Origin of the sequence: Chryseobacterium sp. Leaf201 (assembly GCF_001421435.1) — a bacterium.
In the GTDB taxonomy this organism is placed as follows: Bacteria; Bacteroidota; Bacteroidia; order Flavobacteriales; family Weeksellaceae; genus Chryseobacterium.
The window spans coordinates 303,912-325,355 of record NZ_LMKA01000001.1 but is presented as its reverse complement, the minus strand read 5'-3'; the positions used below and the strand labels follow the sequence as shown (position 1 = coordinate 325,355).

Annotated in this window: 20 protein-coding genes; 7 read left to right on the top strand and 13 right to left on the bottom strand. The window is 40.8% G+C overall.

Features of this window, described 5'->3' with window-relative positions:
- Positions 1–34: 34 nt before the first annotated feature.
- From ASE55_RS01550 to ASE55_RS01530, 5 genes are all read right to left on the bottom strand, one after another.
- Positions 35–730 (bottom strand): YjjG family noncanonical pyrimidine nucleotidase, encoded by a 696-nt coding sequence (locus tag ASE55_RS01550; protein WP_056214561.1) that lies wholly within the window; start codon positions 728–730, stop codon positions 35–37.
- A 203-nt stretch (positions 731–933) separates the two neighbouring features.
- Positions 934–1,524: an RNA polymerase sigma factor gene (locus tag ASE55_RS01545; protein WP_056214559.1), complete on the bottom strand. Its 591-nt coding sequence runs from the start codon at positions 1,522–1,524 to the stop codon at positions 934–936.
- A 196-nt stretch (positions 1,525–1,720) separates the two neighbouring features.
- Complete coding sequence (locus ASE55_RS01540; protein WP_056214556.1) at positions 1,721–2,212, bottom strand: hypothetical protein; 492 nt, start codon at positions 2,210–2,212, stop codon at positions 1,721–1,723.
- A 90-nt stretch (positions 2,213–2,302) separates the two neighbouring features.
- The gene (metK, locus tag ASE55_RS01535; RefSeq protein ID WP_056214553.1) at positions 2,303–3,583 is read right to left on the bottom strand and encodes a methionine adenosyltransferase; all 1,281 of its coding nucleotides are present in this window, start codon (positions 3,581–3,583) and stop codon (positions 2,303–2,305) included.
- 233 nt (positions 3,584–3,816) lie between these two features.
- On the bottom strand, positions 3,817–4,767 hold the full coding sequence (locus ASE55_RS01530; RefSeq protein WP_056214550.1) for a LysR substrate-binding domain-containing protein: 951 nt from the start codon (positions 4,765–4,767) through the stop codon (positions 3,817–3,819).
- Positions 4,768–4,898: 131 nt separating this feature from the next.
- Between ASE55_RS01530 and ASE55_RS01525 the strand changes: the two genes are divergently transcribed.
- The 5 genes from ASE55_RS01525 (at position 4,899) to ASE55_RS01505 (ending at position 9,165) form a co-directional block, all read left to right on the top strand.
- Positions 4,899–6,386: a catalase gene (locus tag ASE55_RS01525; RefSeq protein ID WP_056214548.1), complete on the top strand. Its 1,488-nt coding sequence runs from the start codon at positions 4,899–4,901 to the stop codon at positions 6,384–6,386.
- Between the two features lie 104 nt (positions 6,387–6,490).
- Positions 6,491–7,258, top strand: a complete 768-nt coding sequence (locus tag ASE55_RS01520; protein WP_056214545.1) for an enoyl-CoA hydratase/isomerase family protein — start codon at positions 6,491–6,493, stop codon at positions 7,256–7,258.
- A 45-nt stretch (positions 7,259–7,303) separates the two neighbouring features.
- Positions 7,304–7,726 carry a deoxycytidylate deaminase gene (locus tag ASE55_RS01515; protein ID WP_027386988.1) on the top strand — a complete coding sequence of 141 codons (423 nt, stop codon included), beginning with the start codon at positions 7,304–7,306 and terminating at the stop codon, positions 7,724–7,726.
- Between the two features lie 10 nt (positions 7,727–7,736).
- Positions 7,737–8,675 carry a site-specific tyrosine recombinase XerD gene (xerD, locus tag ASE55_RS01510; protein WP_056214543.1) on the top strand — a complete coding sequence of 313 codons (939 nt, stop codon included), beginning with the start codon at positions 7,737–7,739 and terminating at the stop codon, positions 8,673–8,675.
- Positions 8,650–9,165, top strand: a complete 516-nt coding sequence (locus tag ASE55_RS01505) for an NUDIX hydrolase (protein WP_056214541.1) — start codon at positions 8,650–8,652, stop codon at positions 9,163–9,165. Before xerD ends, ASE55_RS01505 begins: the two co-directional genes overlap by 26 nt.
- A 66-nt stretch (positions 9,166–9,231) precedes the next feature.
- On the opposite strand, the gene ASE55_RS01500 is transcribed toward ASE55_RS01505, so the two are convergent.
- The 4 genes from ASE55_RS01500 to ASE55_RS01485 form a co-directional block, all read right to left on the bottom strand.
- Positions 9,232–9,690, bottom strand: coding sequence for a heme-binding domain-containing protein (locus ASE55_RS01500; RefSeq protein WP_056214539.1), 459 nt, complete (start codon positions 9,688–9,690; stop codon positions 9,232–9,234).
- 4 nt (positions 9,691–9,694) lie between these two features.
- Positions 9,695–11,440 carry an Ig-like domain-containing protein gene (locus ASE55_RS01495; RefSeq protein WP_056214536.1) on the bottom strand — a complete coding sequence of 582 codons (1,746 nt, stop codon included), beginning with the start codon at positions 11,438–11,440 and terminating at the stop codon, positions 9,695–9,697.
- Between the two features lie 25 nt (positions 11,441–11,465).
- The gene (locus ASE55_RS01490; RefSeq protein WP_056214532.1) at positions 11,466–12,728 is read right to left on the bottom strand and encodes a serine hydrolase domain-containing protein; all 1,263 of its coding nucleotides are present in this window, start codon (positions 12,726–12,728) and stop codon (positions 11,466–11,468) included.
- A gap of 122 nt (positions 12,729–12,850) precedes the next feature.
- Positions 12,851–13,780, bottom strand: a complete 930-nt coding sequence (locus ASE55_RS01485; protein WP_056214599.1) for a 2-hydroxyacid dehydrogenase — start codon at positions 13,778–13,780, stop codon at positions 12,851–12,853.
- Positions 13,781–13,871: 91 nt separating this feature from the next.
- Between ASE55_RS01485 and ASE55_RS01480 the strand changes: the two genes are divergently transcribed.
- Positions 13,872–14,228, top strand: a complete 357-nt coding sequence (locus ASE55_RS01480) for a DUF1648 domain-containing protein (RefSeq protein ID WP_056214529.1) — start codon at positions 13,872–13,874, stop codon at positions 14,226–14,228.
- Here the strand turns inward: ASE55_RS01480 and ASE55_RS01475 are convergent.
- The 4 genes from ASE55_RS01475 to ASE55_RS01460 form a co-directional block, all read right to left on the bottom strand.
- A complete protein-coding gene (locus ASE55_RS01475; protein ID WP_056214528.1) occupies positions 14,221–14,742 on the bottom strand; it encodes an acyl-CoA thioesterase in 522 nt (173 codons plus the stop codon). The two genes, ASE55_RS01480 and ASE55_RS01475, sit on opposite strands and share 8 nt — an antisense overlap.
- Positions 14,739–15,494 (bottom strand): hypothetical protein, encoded by a 756-nt coding sequence (locus ASE55_RS01470; protein WP_056214525.1) that lies wholly within the window; start codon positions 15,492–15,494, stop codon positions 14,739–14,741. Before ASE55_RS01470 ends, ASE55_RS01475 begins: the two co-directional genes overlap by 4 nt.
- Before the next feature lie 335 nt (positions 15,495–15,829).
- Positions 15,830–17,935 (bottom strand): TonB-dependent receptor, encoded by a 2,106-nt coding sequence (locus ASE55_RS01465; protein WP_056214522.1) that lies wholly within the window; start codon positions 17,933–17,935, stop codon positions 15,830–15,832.
- A gap of 316 nt (positions 17,936–18,251) precedes the next feature.
- Positions 18,252–19,022 (bottom strand): WG repeat-containing protein, encoded by a 771-nt coding sequence (locus ASE55_RS01460; protein WP_056214597.1) that lies wholly within the window; start codon positions 19,020–19,022, stop codon positions 18,252–18,254.
- A 154-nt stretch (positions 19,023–19,176) separates the two neighbouring features.
- On the opposite strand from ASE55_RS01460, the gene ASE55_RS01455 reads away from it, so the two are divergent.
- Positions 19,177–21,444, top strand: a complete 2,268-nt coding sequence (locus ASE55_RS01455; protein ID WP_056214519.1) for an aconitate hydratase — start codon at positions 19,177–19,179, stop codon at positions 21,442–21,444.

The following is a 21,444-nucleotide window of genomic DNA, read 5'->3' as shown; positions in this document are numbered from 1 at the left end:
GGCGGCCTCGTTTTTAACGAGGCCGCCGAAACTCTTATAAATATTCTTTAATCTGTAAAAGATGCTTAATCATTTTCAGTCCTCCCTGTTGCGGATTTTCATTAAGAACATCAAAGAAGATCACATCCATCCCGAAATTCTGTGCTCCGACCACATCCGCAATCCAGTCGTCGCCAATTAAGATACTGGTTTCTTTCTGTACATCGGAAAGCCCCAGAGCATATTCAAAAATAGCAGGATTTGGTTTTCTTACGCCTACAGAGTCTGCGCTGGTGATCGTCTGAAAATAATGGTCTATTCCTGATAAGATACATTTCCTCTCCGTCACTTCCTTAAAGCCGTTGGAAATAATATGCAGAATGTAATTTTTAGATTTCAGGTATTCCAAAATATACCCGGCTCCTTCCACAAGGTTATTATGGTTCAGTATTTTATCTAAAAAATGCTCTTCAAAATACATCGCCAGCTTCTCATCATCTACCTTAAAATGCCTGAAGGTATCATAAAAACGGTGTTTCCTGAGGTATTCCTTGTCAATAATCCCGTCCCTGATATCTTCCCAGAGCTTCTCATTGATGTCATGGTAAACCGCATGGAATTCTTCAAAATCAATACGGTAGCGCAAGGTAATTTCTTCTTTTTCAAAAAGATCTTTGATCGTCAGATACGCGTTTCTGCGGTGATCCCAGAGTGTATTATCGAGATCAAAAAAAATGTGCTGAATTTTCATACAGCACAAAATTAATAAATTTAATTTTTGGAAATCGGATAATTCTTACTCTTGGTCTTTACGACCTCCAGGTTCTTTGAAAAATTGAGTAAAAACTCAATGGTTTGTTTTTTAGGTTTCAAAGTTGTGACTTTTAAGGAATCATTTTTTCTCATAGGCGAGCAATGTTTTTCCTTAAAACGGGAATTTTCCGAAATTATTATCTAACGTGTCAGGACAATATGATTTTCATCCATGATTTTTCTCAGGTTAATCAAAGCATAGCGTACCCGGCCCAGTGTGGTATTGATACTCATATTGGTATGGTCTGCTATTTCCTTAAAACTCAGCCCGTCAAAAAACCTCAGCTGAATAACTTCCTGCTGGTTTTTAGGCAGATACTGCAGCATTTTCAGCAGATCATCCTGAATCTGATTGGTCACCAGTTGGTCTTCGATATTCTCCGAAGGCTCTCTCAGTAAATCAAAAATAGAATATTCATCGGTTTCAAAAGTAGTTTCCGAAACTTTAATATTTTTTGATTTTGCCCTGAAATGGTCAATAATAAGGTTATAGGCAATTCTTTTTGCCCAAAGGATGAATTTTCCTTCTTCGTTATAGCGTCCTTCTTTCAGCATAACAATAATCTTCATGAACGTATCCTGGAAAACATCGTTGGCTAAATCTTCATCATTAATTTTGTAAAAAATGAATGTAAAAAGTTCTCTCTGATGGCGATGAATAAGGGTTGACAACGCCTCTTCGTCTCCTTTCTGGTAAAGGGAAATTAATAAACTATCCGATTTTGATTTCATAACTTCTTCTCAATAAAATATTTTCGCTGACCATGAATTTCAGATATATTATCTGATATCAGCTGTAAATACAAAACAATTCTTCAGAGTAGAGTATAATCAATAGGCGGATACAATTTTCTATGGTGTAAATATAATAAAAATTTAATAACTGTTAACCAATTATTAAATTTTTAAGAGAAAAACTTAAGAAAAATCAATTAAACATATCATGAATGAATGCAGTAGGTACATTTAGTGTAAAATTAATATTCAGTCCTTTCAATTCTTTGCCGTTGATACCGCTGTCCCCCACCGGAAAAGCATATCCGCCGGTTAAATCCAGAAGGCCGAAAAGCGTAAATCCTACTTTAGGAGCAATATATTTGTTGGTAGCCTCTGCGCCCATTACAAAATAATAGGAATGATAGAAGTCTACATTTTTTTGAAAATTTAACAGAATATCGGCCGAGACTTTAGGCATGATGGCAAATTTGGAATTTGCAGAACCCATCATCGCAGAACCTCCCAAACGGTAAATAACATTGTCATTGCTCAGGAAAAGCAGCTTCCCTCCTACATCACCAAAGCTCTGGTTCTGGTATGTATAGCCTACGCTGATCATTTTATGCATGGTCAGCTGGGCTTTGGTAAAAGTGCCAAGAAAAAATAAGGTAAGTACAGTAATGGCAAATCTTGCGTTCTTCATCTTCTAATTTATTATGTATATATGTAAAATTAAAAAAAACTGCCTTACCGGAAAGATAAAGCAGTTATTATTTATTGTAAGGCAGGTAAATTAAATTCCGAAAGCGGCTTTAATCTCATCTACTTTGTCCAGTTTTTCCCATGTAAAGAACTCAAGGCCTTTTAATGTAAGTTCTTTTTTCTGGCCTTTATTGAAAGTCTTATCTGCTATATAGCTTTCTCTTCCCATGTGTCCGTAAGAAGCGGTTTCCTGATAGATCGGGTTTCTTAATTTCAGGTTCTGCTCAATAGCATACGGTCTTAAATCAAAAATGGCGGAAACTTTCTTAGCAATTTCCCCGTCATGAAGATCTACTTTTGAAGTTCCGTAGGTATTGATATACAAACCACAAGGCTCTGCTACCCCGATAGCATACGAAACCTGTACCAAAACCTCATTCGCCACTCCTGCAGCCACCAAATTTTTAGCGATATGCCTTGTCGCATATGCTGCACTACGGTCTACTTTTGAAGGGTCTTTTCCGGAGAATGCACCTCCGCCGTGAGCTCCTTTTCCACCGTAGGTATCCACGATAATCTTTCTTCCGGTAAGGCCTGTATCACCGTGAGGGCCTCCGATAACGAATTTACCCGTCGGGTTGATATGATAAGTGATCTGATCGTTAAATAATCCTTTGATTTCCTCACTCTGCCTGGCAGCTACCCTTGGAATCAGGATGCTCTTAATATCTTCACGGATCTTGTTCAGCATCTCCTCTTCCGTACCGAAATCATCATGTTGCGTAGAAACTACGATAGAATCAATTCTTACCGGTTTATGGTCATCGGAATATTCAATGGTAACCTGGCTTTTCGCGTCCGGGCGAAGGTATGTAATTTCTGAATTTTCTCTTCTGATGGCAGAAAGTTCCTTAAGGATGGTATGGGCAAGATCCAGCGCAAGCGGCATATAGTTAGCCGTTTCATTGGTGGCATACCCGAACATCATCCCCTGGTCACCTGCTCCCTGTGCATTTGCTTTGGCTTCAAAAGATTCGTCTGTAACCTTTCTGTCAACACCCTGGTTGATATCCGGAGACTGTTCGTGAATGGCAGAAATAACACCGCAAGAATCACCGTTGAACATATATTCCCCTTTGGTATACCCGATTCCGTTGATCACATCCCTTGCAATCGTCTGAACATCCAGATACGCATCAGACTTCACCTCACCGGCCAGCACTACCTGCCCTGTGGTAACAAGGGTTTCACAGGCTACTTTCGAAGATTGGTCATATGCTAAAAAATGATCGATTAATGCGTCGGAAATCTGATCGGCAATTTTATCCGGATGTCCTTCTGAAACGGATTCAGACGTAAATAAATAAGACATATTATTCTGTTTGTTTTAGATTAGAATTCACGAAGAAAGTAAGAATATATTGCCGGAAGGTCTAAAAAAGAAATACTGTTTTAGCATTTTTTTATAGAGGTTGCAATCAGGTCAAATTTCCTCGTTCGTAAACATGGGCAAATTTAAGTACTATTTTTTTAATACTCAAATTTTTGCCTGCTAATTATAATTTTCTTCAGATTAACGGTTTATCAGCGTATAACGTGAAATAACTATTGTGGTTTTATGCTTACGAATTCTTTAGGATTTTCGTGATAATTTAATTTTTTCTCTAATGAAGTTCTGATGGAATGAGCCAATTCGTCAATGATTTTCTGCTTGAAAGTCGGCTTATAATAGATGATGCTGATTTCCCGGTACGGAAAAGGTTTTTTAAACCTGAAAACATTTTTCTTCTGAAGTTCAGAAAGCTGGCTTAAGGCAAGCTCAGGCAGGATACTGATTCCGCCTACTTTATCCACCATATGTACCAGCGTCTGGATATTGGAAGCCAGGAAGTCAAGATTTTTAGGTTTCAGTGTATTTTCTTTCAGGTGGCAGATATTTTCAAACTGGTTTCTCAGGCAGTTCCCTTCTTCCAGCAGCCATACTTTTTCTACGTTAAGATCTTCCGGCACTACATAAGAATTCTTTTTGTTGGCTTCAGTATCCGAACTGTAAATCATCAGCTCTTCATTGAACAGGAAATCCTGATAAAACTCATCTGCAGCATCATATGGGGTAGAAATAATTCCGGCATCCAGTTCACCGGCTTTTAAGGCCTTGATGATGTTATCCGTCGTCATTTCTTTTACATTCATCTGGATTTTTGCATTATCTTCCAGGAATTTGAAAATTTCAGTCGGTAAGATAAAAGATGATACCGTAGGAATGATCCCGATGTTAATGGTACCTCCTAAAATGTTGTTTAACAGGTTGGCTTTATTCCTCAGCTCATTGACAGCCTCTATAATTACCTTAGCCTGATCGATAATCTGAAGGCCTACATCTGTCGTACGGATCGGATGGGTGGTCCTGTCAAAAACCTTCACATCCAGTTCATCCTCAAATTTCTGTATCATTGCACTTAGTGTAGGCTGGGTAATGAAGCAGGCCTGCGCAGCTTTACCAAAATGTTTGTACTTATCTACAGCGATAAGATATTCCAATTGCTGAATGTTCATTTGATTAATATTATCTATTACAAAGATATGATGTTTTTGCTTTCAGCAATTAAAATTTCAGGTAAATTTGACAATCGTTACCTTTACGGTAACAAATATAATTAACACATCATTGATACAATTATACGCTTATGGATTCTAAAAAATTAACACTGAGCAACGGTGCTCCTTACTTTGAACATCAGGACTCCCAAACAGTTGGCCCGAGAGGCCCGGTTCTGCTGCAGGATTTTATTTTACAGGAAAATCTTGCACATTTTGTAAGAGAGAGAATCCCGGAACGGGTGGTACATGCCCATGGAAGCGGGGCTTACGGAACGTTCACCGTCACCCATGATATCAGCCAGTATACCAAAGCCAAATTATTTTCGAAAGTCGGAAATTCATGCAGGATGTTTGCCCGCTTTTCCACGGTAGGCGGAGAAAGAGGAAGCGCAGATACAGCAAGGGATCCGAGAGGTTTTGCCCTGAAATTTTATACGGAAGACGGGAACTGGGATCTCGTGGGAAACAACACACCGGTTTTCTTTATTAAAGATGCCAAGAAATTCCCTGATTTTATCCATACCCAGAAAAGAGTCCCGAAAACCAATCTTAAAAGTGCCGCCATGATGTGGGATTTCTGGAGCCTGAATCCTGAATCGCTTCACCAGGTTCTTATTTTGATGTCAGACAGAGGCACGCCTTACGGCTATCGTCATATGCATGGTTTCGGATCCCATACGTTTTCAATGATCAATGATAAAAATGAAAGAGTCTGGGTAAAATTCCATTTTAAGACAAAACAGGGAATTAAAAACTTTACGGATGATGAAGCAACGAAAATGGCCGGAGAAAACCCTGACTTTGCACAGGAAGATCTCTGCAGTGCCATTGAAGAAGGGAATTTCCCGAAATGGACAATGTACATCCAGGTAATGACAGAAGAAGAGGCAAAAGATTTCAGATGGAATCCTTTTGATATTACTAAAGTATGGTTCCAGGGGGATTTCCCGTTAATTGAAGTAGGGGAAATGGAACTGAATGAAGTTCCTGTCAATTATTTTGCCCATGTGGAACAGTCTATCTTCTCACCCAGCAACCTCATCAATGGGATCAGCTTTTCTCCGGACAAAATGCTTCAGGGAAGATTATTCTCCTATCCTGATGCCCACCGGTACAGAGTAGGTGTAAACGCACACCTTTTAGAAGTGAACAGATGCCCTTTTGCCGTTAACAATTATCAGAGGGACGGTTTTATGGCAGACTCAAGCCATTATCAGGACAAGCCGAACTATCATCCGAACAGTTTTGATGATATCACCCCTGATCCTTCCTATAAAAGCTTTGAATATGAACTAGACAGCGCCCATGTTGCAAGCTATAACAGGAATGAGAATGATGACGACCATTACACGCAGCCTGGCCTGTTATATTCAAAAGCAATGGATTCTGAACAGAGACAGCATCTTGTAGATAATATCGTAGGCAGCCTGAACAAGATTACAGGCCCTAAAAAAGATGAGATCATCAACCGCCAGCTCTGCCATTTCTTCAGGGCCAATATTGAGCTTGGCATGAAAGTAGCTACCCAGCTGAATGTTGTTATTGATGCCAATATGATGAATCATTCCAAATAATTATATCTAAGAATAATTTCAGGAAAAAGGAAAAAAGTCAATATTTTTTCCTTTTTTTTGTAAAAAATTTATAATTTGCAAGGAATAATATTTTAAAGTGGAAAATGAGTTACGAAAATATATTATTAGATAAGCAAGATAATACAACTGTTATCACCATCAACCGACCTGAAAGTTTAAATGCCTTAAACGCTCAGACCATTAAAGAACTGAGCTCAGCTTTAGACGAATTAAATGCTGATACCTCCTGCAGGGTAATTATCCTGACAGGAAGCGGAGAAAAATCTTTCGTTGCCGGAGCAGATATTAAAGAATTCAGCGATTTCGGACAGGAAAAAGCAGAAGAACTTGCCAGAAACGGACACAATACTTTATTTAATAAAATAGAAAATATGACCAAGCCTGTGATTGCAGCCGTAAACGGCTTCGCATTAGGCGGCGGTCTTGAGCTGGCTATGGCCTGCCATATCAGATATGCATCTGAAAATGCCCGCCTGGGGCTTCCGGAAGTAACACTGGGGTTAATTCCCGGTTACGGAGGAACCCAGAGGCTGCCCAAGCTGGTAGGAAAAGGCATGGCCAATGAAATGATCTTCTCTGCCAAAATGATTCCTGCTGCCAAGGCAAAGGAAATCGGGCTGGTAAATGAAGTGTACCCTATTGAAGAATTATTAACCAAAACAAAAGAACTGGCTGATGTTATTGCCCGCAATTCACCGATGGCAATTTCAAAAGCGATTCATGCTGTTAACCTGTCGGATACAGACCAGGGTTTTGAAACCGAAATCAGAAGTTTCGGAGAACTTTTTGATCTGGCCGATAAAAAGGAAGGCGTTTCTGCATTTTTAGAAAAGAGAAAGCCCAACTTTTAATTTTTACCTTAATACAAATTATTTCGAAAAAACCAATGCTGCTGTATGAATAAGTTTGATAAAGCTTATCTTAAAATGGCTCAGGAATGGGCAAAACTTTCCTACTGTAAACGAAAGCAGGTAGGAGCTCTTATCGTAAAAGATAGGATGATTATTTCAGATGGTTACAATGGTACTCCTTCAGGATTTGAAAACTGCTGCGAGGACAATGAAGGCAAAACACACTGGTATGTGCTGCATGCGGAAGCAAATGCTATTTTGAAACTGGCAGCTTCCACACAGTCTGCAAAAGATGCCACACTTTATTTGACACTCTCCCCGTGCAAAGAATGCAGCAAGCTCATTCTGCAGGCCGGGATTGCCAGACTTGTTTACATCAATGAATATTCAGATGACGACGGGATATCATTTTTAAGAAACCATAATATTGAAATAGAGCAGATTTCGGATTGTGAACTAAAAAAATAACACAACAACCATGACATGGGATGAAAAAATTAAGGATTTTGAAATCTTTCTTCGTTTCGAAAGAAATTTTTCAGAAAACACGCTTGATGCCTATATACGGGACATCAGAAAACTAAAAGAATACGCAGAAGAGGATCTGGACAATGTCGGCCCGGATACCATCGGGTATGAAAACCTGCAGGAATACATCTTTAACCTTTCCAAACAGAAATTCAGTGAACGGTCTCAGGCCAGATGGATCTCTTCCATCAAAGCCTTTTTCAGGTACCTGATGGAAGACGAGTGCCGTGAAGATAACCCGGCAGCTTTACTGGAAGGGCCTAAACTCGGACTTTACCTCCCGGATACGTTAAGCCTACCTGATATCAACAGAATTATCAATGCCATCGAAATGAATACGGATCTCGGAAAGAGAAATCACTGTATTATTGAGGTGCTGTATGGCTGCGGACTGCGGGTTTCGGAGCTTATCGAGCTTAAAATTTCAAACATCAATTTTAAAGAGCACTACATCAAAGTGTCCGGAAAGGGAGACAAGACCCGTTTTGTTCCTCTTGCAGGATATACGGCAGAGCTGATACAGGGCTACATTAACGATACCCGTTCCAAAGGCAAAATAAATAAAAAACATGAAGACACGCTTTTCCTCAATAGCAGGGGAACATCAATGTCCAGGGTTATCGTATTTTTAATTATAAAAGAATTAACGGACAAAGCAGGCGTGAGCAAGAAAATTTCGCCCCATACGTTCAGGCATTCTTTTGCAACCCATCTGCTACAGAACGGTGCAGATCTCCGCTACATCCAGGAAATGCTGGGACACTCCAGTATTACCACGACAGAGATTTATACCCATCTGAAGACAGAGGAGCTGCGGGATGTTATCCTGAGCTACCACCCGAGAAATATTAATCTATCAATCAATGAAGATACTGGAATACTGCCCTGACTGCGGCAAAAAATCTTTAAATTGGGACGGCGAAAAGAAATGGAGCTGTCCCATTTGTCACTTCAACCTGTACAATAATGTTGCCGGGGCTGTAGCTGTGGTAATCAGGCACAATGACGAGGTTTATCTTACCAGACGGGTAAGGGATCCGAAAAAGGGAAAGCTTGATCTTGCCGGCGGTTTTGTAGATCCAAAAGAAAGTGCTGAAGAAGCCTGTAAAAGGGAACTTTTTGAAGAACTGCAGCTTACCGTTGATATGTCAAAGCTGAAATACCTCACAAGCCTTCCGAATGTATATCAGTACAAAGAGATTGATTACCATACCATTGATCTTTTTTACGAGTATCATGTTCCGGAGAAGTTTGAGGTTAATCTTGAAGCCTCTGAAATTTCAGAAGCGGTCTGGATTCCTTTGAAAGGGCTACATCTTGAAGACCTGGCTTTTGATTCCCAGAAAACCTTTTTCGAAGGCTATCTGAAGAATATTTAAGAATCATTACAGAATTCATATTAAAAACACCGGCTGTAACAGCCAGTGTTTATTTTTTATTTAAAATCAATACGATTTGGATTTTAAAAGCCTTTCAAAATACTGTATTAACAAAGTCCTTTCGGCATCAGAAAGATTGGCTTCCTTGTGATACACAATATAGCCCGGCATCGGCATGGTTTTATTCTGCAGTGTCTGGACCGCTTTATTCATCATGCTTTCTTTAAGTTCACGATTGTAGGTATTCCAGACCGAGAAATTCATATGTTCCCGGCCTTCGTTGACATGGCTTTTTACCGACCATGAAACCGGCGCAATATAAGCGTACTCCGGATAAATGGTTTCATTGGAATGGCAGTCATAACAGGCTCCCTTAATTAACTGTGCAATTTTATCCGGCGTTTTATGAACGTCGGTAAAATTCACTTTGTGATCTATCGGTTTATTCACTTTGTCTGTAGGAATAAACTGTATCAGGGCAAAACCCAGAAGGCTCCAGAAGAATATTTTTTTAAATGTTTTCATAGGTTTACCGCGTAGGGCTCAGCAAAGCATCATTGCTCTTCAGGTCCGCTTCATTCAGATTTTTCGGCGGCGTATCGGTATTGGTTTTCGGCGCACTTAATTTTGATGTATCCAGCACCCGGGTGTCTTTCAGGTCCCACTCTTCATTGCTGTCCCAAAGCGGCCTTACAATAATAACTTTATAATAGGTATATGCATCTTCTGCAAAGATATCATTACGGAAATCCGCTTCATCCCAATATTTATTTTCATTATTGTCAGCCAGGAGCCTTACGATATATTCGCCGGGTTTAAGAATATCAAATTTAACATCGCTGCCTTTGGTATATTTCTGATATAAAACCTTGTCTGAACTGTCTACCAGCTGGATCCAGTAACTTGAAACCGGGGCGTTCTGCAGCTTAAAGGTCAGGCTTCCGTAATTTTCAACTTTATCCGCTTCAAAATCAAAACGCTTGGACTGGTAATTTTTAGCATAGAACGATGATACGGTTTCTTTCGGAACGGTTAGCTGGTATTTTTTACCCGGAACGAAATCGGCTTTCATCAGAATCTGATACGGATTGGTTTCTGAGATTTTCGCAGTGAAAGGCAGTGTATTTAAGCTGTCGCCGGCTGCTCTGAAAATCCATTTATCGGTATTGATTTTATCGAGATAATAATTTGAGCTCAGTTTGAAATCCTCTTTCGGGGGAAGCAGCCCGCCGCCGTTATCGCTGTTAAGATCCATTGCATTTTTCACATTGTACTTATAAAACAGTGATGCATTGTAAAGACTGTCTTTTTTTCCGATGCCTGCGTTATAGCCGAATTTGAGATTTTCCGTTGCCGTCTGCCCTACGTCACTTTTTACCGCATCAAACCAGATCCGCAGCGTATCGGATTTCGGTGCGCGTGTAACTTTATAGTCTTTAATTTTTTCATTTAAAGGCTGCAGCTTAACGTCGTCCGGCTTGCCTTCAAACGTCATCATTACGCCTCCGGGAGCCTCTTTCATTTCCAGGTATTTCACCGGTTTCCTGGAAGGGTATAGTTTTAGGTTCAGTCCGGACACCGATTTCTCAACCACTACAGGGTCTTTCTGGAATCCTACTTTTTCTTTGCCTGGATCATATACTGAATTTTCGTTTTCATCTTCAAAAGCAATAATCTTGTAGGATCCGGGAGACAGATAGTTCAGCTCATAATATCCGTCTTCATCCACCTTGGTCATGTAATAAGGCTTCTTTTTATAATCGATGGTATCTTTTGCACGGTATAACCCGACTACAAATTTATTTTCACCGGCTTTTTTAATGGATAAAGCATCTTTTATTTCTCCGCTTATATACAGGTCATCCAGTTTTTCACCTGTAGAAAAAGCGAAATTGAAATAGCGCAGGACATTCGTTTCGTTATTATCTGCAATAGAATTCCCAAAATTAAAGTTATAGGTTGTATTTGCCTGCAGGGTATCCGTCCACTGGATAAGGACAAACTTATTGGCAATATTGGCGGGAATAATTCTTATGATATTGTTGATGGGAGGAGAAATATTCAGGTTTTTACTGACATCTTTTAAGGTGACATATTCATCAAAATCCAGGCGCAGCTCTTTAATGTCCCTCGGAACATTAATCCTTGTCGTATCAATATTGGATCCCAAAAATTTAGGCGCCAGGGTATCTTTTGCTCCTCCTACAGGGGACCCAACTCTTGCGCAGGACTGCAAAAGGAAACCGGTAATTAATAATAAAAAAAGTCTTTTCATGAATAGGTTTACGCAAAAATAAACATTATTCTCCATAAACTTCACCATGTCCTTTCAATGTATCTTTGCCATCGCTCATTACGCTGTGCAGTTTATCGATCTGGGGAGGAAAATCTTCGAACAGTCCGGATAAGGCAAGTGCTGTATAAACTTTGCCTGAATACTTATTCCCGATGGCCACAATCGTTACTTTTGACTCTAACAGATGGGCGAAAACAGAATTGGTTCCGTGCCACCAGCCGTTGTGGTAAGTCAGTTTCTCACCGTTATCAAAAATTTTCATCCTGAAACCCAGTCCGTAATTATTCATCCCCGCTTTCTCATTGCTGTATGGCGTGAAAACCATCTGCATAAATTCAGGCTTTAAAAAATCTTTGGAAAACATGGCTTTCGAGAAGTTATATAAATCTCTCGGTGTCGTGTATACATTTTTATCCCCGTAAATAAGGTCAAGCTTGTCCAGAGGATATAACCTGTTTCCTCCGTAATAGAATGACTGGGAAGCTGTGGGAATGTCTTTTTCCTGAAAAATAAAACTATTCTTCATTTTCAGCGGATCGAAAACCATTTCTTTCATTGCCTGGGGAAAAGGGGTTTTGGTTATTTTTTCAATCAGTAAAGCCAGTATGGCAAAGTTGGTGTTACAGTACATAAATCCGGTATCCGTATCTCTTGCCAGGTCCGGTTTATATTTTATAAGCATCTGTAATATATCCTCATTGGTAATGAAAGGCTTTGAAAGCTCTGCCGGGGCCGGCTGGATCTTTGTGATAAAATATTCATATTTCGGAAGCCCGCTTCTCTGGTTCAGTAAGGTCTGCACGGTAACATTCGGATATGGGAACCCCGGGAAATACTGTGTTACATGATCGGTCAGCTTAATTTTTCCTGCTTCCACCAGTTTCATCATGGCCATTGCCGTTAATGTTTTTGAAACTGATGCCACATGCAGCGGCGTATTTTTATCGATGGCTTTCTGCTGTCCTTCCCGGGCAAAGCCCCGGTAATTTTCATAAAGGATATCATCCCCTTTTGCCACCAGGATGCCGCCGCTTAAATCACTTCCTTCCCATACTTTTTTATAGTACTGATCAATGTAACGCACCAGCGATGCTTTATCAGGGAGCTGACTGTCGCCTTTCGTAAACACTTTGCCTAAATCCATATTTCCGTAATTCGGAAGATCAGTTGTAGGCCCTGCGATGGTATTGGTGTCTTCAGATTTTTTTTTACAGGAAAAAAAGAATAAAAAAGCAGTGATCAGCAGTAAAAAATAGCGGTTGTTCATGAGTACAAAAATGAGCGGCAATTTAATGAAACTCAAAATAAATACTAACTCCCAAGGGCAAATTATGAATTATTTAACATAATAATTAAACTGAAATCCTGGGATTAACGGCTGACTGTTATTTATGCAAATCCGGCTATAATCTTGTCTGCGATTACCTGGGCAAGCTTTTCTTTGCTCTGACAGGTCCATCCGGCGATGTGCGGCGTAACGATGGCTTTTTCAGATTCCAGGAGGTATTTCAGATTTTCATTTTCTGTTTCCAGATTTTCAAAAGAGGATTTTTCATATTCCAGGACATCCAGGCAGGCGCCTTTAACCCTGCCGGAACGCATTGCTTCAACTAAGCTTTTCGTTTCAACATTTTTACCTCTGGCTGTATTGATGAAATAAAAATCGTTTTTCATTTCGGAAATGAAAGATCCGTCAATCAGGTAATAGGATTCTTCTGTTAAAGGAATGTGCAGGCTTAGCACTTCTGCCCTGTCTTTTAATTCCTCCAGAGAAACCTGTGTGGCATATTCATCCGAAAGGCCAGGCAGAATGTCATGGAAAATGACGGTACAGCCAAACCCGGAAAGCCTTTTTGCCGTTGCTTTTCCCATATTCCCGTAACCGATCAGCCCGACGGTTTTCCCCAGGAGCTCATCACCACGGTTTTCTTCGCGCAGCCAGATACCGTTCTTTACTTCCTGCGAAGCAATGAACAGCCTGTTCATCAGAACCAGCAGCATCCCGACCACATGCTCCGCTACGGAATCACGGTTTCCTTCAGGGGAATTGATCAGCTGAATCCCCAGCTTTTCAGCCACCGGAATATTGATGTTTTCCATTCCCGCCCCTACCCTTGCGATAAACTTCAGGTTTTTGGCACGTTCCAGAAAGTTTTTATCCAGAGGGATCCGGCTTCTGATAATAACACCGTCATAATTTTCAATTTTACGGCAGACCTCATCATACGAAGAAGTAAAATCTTCTTCCAGGATAAAGTTTTTTTCCAGAAGCTGTTCGGTAATAAGCGGGTGGTTTTTATCTAAAAGCAAAATTCTCATGGAAGACATTATTCTTTATATTTGTTAGGACAAAGGTAAGGGCAAAGATTCAGAAACCGCTTTCACAGGATAAAATTTTTCAGTTGACCGCATGAAATCATATACATTTATTTTCGGCCTTTCGGCAGTACTGCTATTGGCTTATGCTGTCTTTTTAGGAATTAAATTCCCGTCGGTTAAAGAAACTGTTCCCATCCATTATTCTTCTGGAGGGGCAGACGGTTTTGGGAGTAAAATGTTCTTATGGCTTGAAGTGGGAATTAATGCCGTCATTTTATGCTTTATCGCATTTCCTTTATTTTACCCTCAGAAAATGTTTGGAAAAGACAACAGCCACCTGGAATCTTCAGCAAAAACGGCAATAAAAAACCGACAAATATTTCTGTCGGTGTTATCTTTAGCTGTTACATTGCTTTTATGCGGGCTTTCCCTGAAAGAGGTTATTTAGGTTCCTGGAATAGTTTTTTCAGTTCCACGGAATCCAATGGCTTCATTCTCCCGGAAAGAATCAGGGACAGCTCTTTTCTTCTTAAAGCAGCTGCAAACCGTTCTTTCTCCTCTTCCGTTTCGGGCTCCATATCCGGGATGGGGATAGGCCTGTTGAACTCGTCTACTGCCACAAAGGTATAAATCCCTTTGTTGGTCTGGATTTTTTTATGGTTGATCGGGTCATCCAGCCAGACATCCACATAAATTTCCATTGAAGTGGAGAAAGCGCGGGAAACTTTGGATTCCATTACCACAATTCCGCCTTCCGGGATTGGGTGGTCAAATGAAACGTGGTTTACCGATGCTGTTACTACCCTTCTTTCACAGTGCCTTGTGGCGGAGATGGAGGCACAACGGTCCATTCTTGCCAGCAATTCGCCTCCGAAAAGGTTTCTCAGCTGATTGGTGTCATTGGGAAGTACGATATTCGTCATGATCGTCAGGGATTCTGACGCTTTTTTTATTTTTGTCATTTTTTCTTAGTGTTGTTTTGAGTTGCCGGAATTTTAACGACTTGGTCTGCGGCGGGCTGTACCGGCTTCTGTACTGAATCTTTTTTCAGGGAATCTGCAACAACCGGCGCGTGTACCTGTACTTTCACCGTATCTTCTGCAATCCTGTGGGTTTTAGTCTGCACGGAAATATTGGTTTTATCAAAAGATTTCTTCCCGAAAAGAAGCTCCTGCTGCGCATAAGCCACATACAGAATCCCTACAACCGGGATAATAACCAGGAAAGCCCAGAGAATTGATTTATTGAACCGGTAATCTTTTTCCGTATTTACAGGAACGGCAGTTTTCAGGGTTTTATCGTTAATATCCGATATTTTAATTTCTTCCAGTCCGTAAAAATCAGGATGGTCAGACTGCAGCCTGTTGCCTTTAAAATGAGTTTTGCCTTCTTCAAGAAAGATTTTCCCCAACCCCTGGATCTCCAGTGCCTGTTCTGCCTGGAGTTTCTTTTTCCAAAAATCGGTCTGGATCTGAAGATCCGTTGCAGATGCTTCCAGGGACATCTGTTTCTGGCTTCCGATAAAAGCGGCCAGGTCATCAGATTTTAATTCATAATCCGGTTTGTAAACAATGGTGCTTGCCGGAGGAAGAATACTCCCATTTTCGGAATTGATAATGGCCTTGGAATTTTCCAGAGAAAAAATGCCAAAACCGGGAACGGTAACCGTCCCGAACTGTTTTAAATATTCTAAAATGTAAGCTGAGGTATTCATTTGGTCGCAAATTTATAACTTTTTGATGACTTTTCGGAAGATTTGTTTTTTTGTGAATAAGACTTAAAGACCATTACAAATTCAGGCCCGGATGCCTGCAAAACCATGTACAACAAAATCAGCATTTATATGGTAATCCACAACTTATATATTGACGACCATTTCCTTAGCCCCGATAGAAACGACATCCTTTTTTGTTGCGGCCGGAGTGAAACGGAGGCTGTAACAAAAAAGATACAGTGGATAGCGGGAAACAGCTCCTCATGAAAAAGACTGCCGGAGCAGTCTTCATCTAACTTTATTTTACTGTAATGGTTTATTTACAGCCTGACCGGTTACTGAATTTTCCAGCTGATCCCGAACATGAAATTTGTTCCTGCCTGAGAAAAATAGTAAGGCGTTCCGTCATAAACAGCTCCGTTATTGACATATTTCCTGTTGAAAAGGTTGTTGACCAATAATTTCAGGGCGATATCATTATTCTTTATTTTAAACTGATACTGCGCATTAAAATCCATTAAAAAATAATCTTTCAGCTGCAGGTTCTGATCTTCTGAATTATCCAGGTACTGCTTCCCAACATACTGATTGATCAGAGCAAACTGGAAATTTTGGTTTGGATTGAATTTCAGTCCCAGATTGGCAATGACATCCGGCGAGAAAGAAATCTGTGTATTTCCCAGGTCTTTTACCCCTTCTTCATTTTCTGCTTTAAAGTCCAGATTCCTGTTGTTGCTGAAGCTTATGTTCCCGTTCACTTCCCATTGTTTTGAGATTTTTGCCAGGGCACCCAGTTCAATTCCGCTTCTGTAGCTTTTCCCTGAATTGGTCCGGATAAAGGCGCCTACATTGTTCAGCTCACCGTTCAGCACCAGCTGGTTGACATAATACATATAATATAGGTTTGCCGTAAATGAAACCATGCCGAACTGCCTTTCAAAACCGGCTTCAAAATCATGCAGCTTTTCTGCTTTTACGGTATTGTCAGCGAGCAGGTCATCCCTGTTGGGCTCGCGCTGTGCATGTGCGTAAGAAATAAAAACCTTTCCTTTCGGGATCCTGTAATTGATTCCCGCTTTTGGATTGAAAAACAGCCAGTTTTTATCCAGATCAGCACCTTCGTCGTCTCCGGACTGTATAATTTTGGTATCGTAATCGATGTTTCTCAGCTGCAGGTCTCCGAAAAACTCAAAATCGTTAACCCTTACTAAAGCCTTGGCAAAACCGGCCGCTTCATTTTTTACCGAACGGTTCCTGTAATATTCATGTTCATCAATCTGCGGTAAGAAAACCCCGGTTACGTTCCCGAAATGCCGGCCGTAATACTGGTTCCCTACCACCCCGAAGTTCAGGTCAAGGTTTTCAAATTTCCCGTATAATGTGGAAACAACGCCGTAAAAATCATTGTCCAGCCATTTTTTCCTGATAAAATCCGAATATTTTTCACCTGCCCTGTCAGCCAGGTTATATCTCGCAAAAGGGTCACCCTGCTTATAATTTTCGTAATACCCTTTTCCTCTTGTATAATGTACCGTAGTTTCTAAATTCCAGCGGTCATTGAACTTCTGTTCCCAGAGCAGCTGATAATGGTTCTGTCTGTAATTATCGGTTTCATTGTCATAAAAGCCAACGATATTTTCCCAGTTCGCATCATAAATCGCTCCGGAATAATTGAACTTCGGGTTGGTTTCCCAGGTTTCACGGTCAATGCCATTCCAGGCCTGGTAGGTTTTTTCCTTGCCCCCGAAAGCCATCAGGCGGATCCTGGTATTCCCTTCTTCATACAAAGCTGTAAAATTATAGGAATGCAATTTTGAAAAAGCCCTGTCGATATACCCGTCGGAACTGATATGAGTGTATCTTCCCATTACGGAAAGCCTGTTGCCCCAGAATTTTCCGGAACCTATTTCCGCGGAATATTTATAGGTATTGAATGATCCGTAGCTGTCATCTGTTTTAAAGTAAAACTTTTCTTCCGGATCTTTTGAAATCACATTAATGCTGGCCCCGAAAGCTGAAACGCCGTTGTTGGAAGTCCCTACTCCTCTCTGGATGACAATCTGTGAGGCGGAGCTCGTGAGGTCCGGTACATTCACAAAGAAAGTCCCCTGGCTTTCTGAATCATTGTAAGGAACACCATTCATCATGACATTGATCCCGCTTCCTGAAACCCCACGGATCCTGAACCCTGTGTAGCCCACTCCGTTTCCGGCATCTGAAGTGGAAATAACGGAAGTCTGGTTTTTAAGAAGAATCGGTAAGTCCTGGCCCAGATTGCGGCTGTCTAGATCTTTGGCAACATTAATGATTTCTTTGGCAACGGGAAGCCTTCTGGTAAAGTTAACGGCTTCAATTTCCTTTACTTTAAGAGAATCGGAATTCTGTGCTTGTACAAAAGCGAATGAGCCTACAGTAAGCCCTAAAAAAAATAATCCTTTCATTCTATAAATTTTAAAATTTAATGAATAAAAGGGGCGGATTATCATGAATAATGAGTAATTGGTACTAAGTAATAATGTATGAACAGCTCATTGCCTATTACTTATTGCTCATTTTTAATTTCCCTAAACAGCATTACCCGTTCCAGGTTCATTGGGTATAATCTCAGCTTATTACAGCACCCCTTTATTTCAGCCGCGAAATTACAAAATTTTTATGAGATGCAGCAGCATTAAAATATTGAAGTCAGGATTGGAGAAATTTATCATCTGGTGTCCACAGTAAAGGTATATTACTTTATCCTTTTACATTATCTTCCTAATAGGTTTTATTCTGATCGTCTATATAATAATAATTCTTTCCGTCTTTTGAAACATCAAACATTTTCCCCAGCTTCCAGCTGAAATTGCGCTTGATGTCTTCATATTCAAACGGGATTATTATCCTGTTGTTCACATCAATCACGCCGAACATATTGTTTTTGGAAGCAATAATCATAGGATTGGCAACATCATCCCCTTCCAGGATATACAGGTATTCATACTGCGGATAAATCTTAAACTGCCTGTAATCCTGTACATTTTTAAAGGTGGATTTCTCTATAATTCCGTAGAACCCGTTGAGAACATAGGCTTGAAAGAGTTGCTGCACATATTCTTTATGGGCACATTTACCAAGATCCGACGGCTTAAACTGATACACCCTTTTCCCTTTCTGATCAATCCTGTAGGATATTTCATTCTTTTCCACCGTGGCATACGCGGCTGACCCGAATTTTCTTACTTTTTCATTGGGAGAATTCAGCAGGTTGCAGTCCTCATAGAAAAAAACAGCAATATGGTATTCAGGCTGGATCACAAATTTACCTTTCTGATTGACATAGCCGAAATTCCCGTTTTTCTTTTTGGGAATCAGAGCGGGCAGGTCTTTATTAACAACAGGGAAATTATTATTTTTTTCATTCGCAGCAGAAGATTTAGCCACTGCTGTTGTTAATGTATTTTTAAGTGCAGGTTTCTTTACAACGCGTGCCTGGGAAAAAATAAAAACTGAAATAAATACCCCGATTAACTGAACTCCTTTTTTCATATTCATCATTTGGCAGCAAAAATACATCCAAAATAGAAATTATAAAACACATATTTATAAAGAATCTAAATAATATAGCTCATATAAAATATTAAAAATTCGTAAATTTGGGAACATTTTTAATTGTTTGATAACTTTAAAACGTTTTTGAGATATGACATTTGATATCGATATGATCAAAAAAGTGTACGAGCGTTACCCTGAAAGAATTGCAGCAGCAAGACAGATCGTGGGCAAACCTCTTACATTATCAGAAAAAATATTATACACCCACCTTTGGGAAGGAAATGCTACGAGAGCACATGAAAGAGGGAATTCTTATGTAGACTTCGCACCGGACAGAGTAGCCATGCAGGATGCCACCGCACAGATGGCACTTTTGCAGTTTATGCAGGCCGGGAAAGCTAAAGTAGCGGTTCCTTCAACAGCTCACGCAGATCACCTGATCCAGGCAAAGGTAGGTGCAGATAAAGATTTACAGGAAGGTATCAATAAGAACTCTGAGGTTTTCAACTTCCTGAGTTCTGTTTGTGATAAATACGGAATCGGCTTCTGGAAGCCGGGCGCCGGGATTATCCACCAGGTTGTACTGGAAAATTATGCATTCCCTGGCGGAATGATGATCGGTACAGACTCCCACACGGTAAATGCAGGAGGTTTAGGGATGGTAGCAATTGGTGTAGGAGGTGCTGATGCGGTAGACGTAATGGCAGGAATGGCCTGGGAGCTTAAAATGCCTAAGCTGATCGGTGTAAAACTGACCGGCAAAATGTCCGGATGGACTGCTGCAAAAGACGTAATCCTTAAAGTGGCAGGGATTCTTACCGTAAAAGGAGGAACCGGATGCATCGTAGAATACTTCGGGGAAGGAGCAGAATCTCTTTCGGCAACAGGTAAAGGAACCATCTGTAACATGGGGGCAGAGATCGGTGCTACTACTTCTACTTTCGGGTATGATGATTCCATGAGAAGATACCTTGCTGCCACAGGAAGACAGGATGTAGTGGATGCTGCAGACAAAATTGCAGAACACTTAACCGGTGATGCTGAAGTGTATGCCAACCCTGAACAATATTTCGACCAGTTAATTGAAATCAACCTTTCTGAACTGGCACCTCACCTTAACGGGCCTTTCACTCCGGATTTAGCAACACCTGTTTCTGAATTCAGAGCTAAAGCGGAAGCTAACGGATGGCCTTTAGAAGTGGAATGGGCTTTAATCGGGTCTTGCACCAACTCTTCTTATGAAGATTTATCAAGAGCAGCTTCTATCGTAGAAGATGCTGTAGCAAAAGGAGTAAAGCCTAAAGCCATCCTGGGGATTAACCCGGGTTCTGAACAGGTAAAATATACTGCTGAAAGAGACGGATTCCTGGACTCTTTCAGAAAATTTGAAAACGCAAGAATCTTTACCAATGCCTGCGGACCGTGTATCGGACAGTGGGACAGAGAAGGTTCTGAAAAAGGAGAGAAAAACTCAATCATCCACTCTTTCAACAGAAACTTTGCGAAAAGAGCAGACGGAAACCCGAATACCCACGCTTTTGTAGCGTCTCCGGAAATGGTAGCCGCTGTTGCTATCTCAGGAAGACTGGATTTCAATCCGATTACCGATACGCTGACTGCCGAGAACGGTGAGCAGATTAAACTTGATGAGCCTAAAGGTTCAGAATTACCAGCTAAAGGTTTTGCCGTGGAAGATGCCGGTTATCAGGCACCATCTGAAGACGGTTCTTCAGTAGTGGTTAAAGTAAGCCCTACTTCAGACAGGCTTCAGCTTCTGGAAGAATTCCCAGCATGGGACGGTAAAAACATTGAAGGTGCTAAGGTATTGATCAAAGCTTTCGGAAAATGTACCACCGACCACATTTCAATGGCCGGACCTTGGTTGAAATACAGAGGTCACCTTGATAATATTTCCAACAACATGCTGATCGGAGCGGTGAATGCGTACAACATGGAAACAAACAGCGTGAAAAACCAGTTAACAGGTGAGCACGGTGAAGTTCCTGCGGTACAGAGAGCATACAAAGCTGCCGGAATACCGACGATCGTTGTAGGAGACCAGAACTACGGTGAAGGTTCTTCCAGAGAGCATGCAGCCATGGAGCCGAGACACCTTGGTGTAAAAGCCGTATTGGTAAAATCTTTCGCAAGGATCCACGAAACCAACCTTAAGAAACAGGGGATGTTAGGTTTAACGTTTGCCAATGAAGCAGACTATGATAAAATCCAGGAAGATGACACCGTGAACTTCTTAGATTTAGATCAGTTTGCTCCGGGAAGACAGCTTTCTTTAGAGTTTGTACATGCAGACGGAACGAAAGACGTTATTATGGCAAACCATACGTATAACGATCAGCAGATTGACTGGTTTAAGGCAGGTTCTGCGCTTAACCTCATCAAGAGACAAGAGAATTAA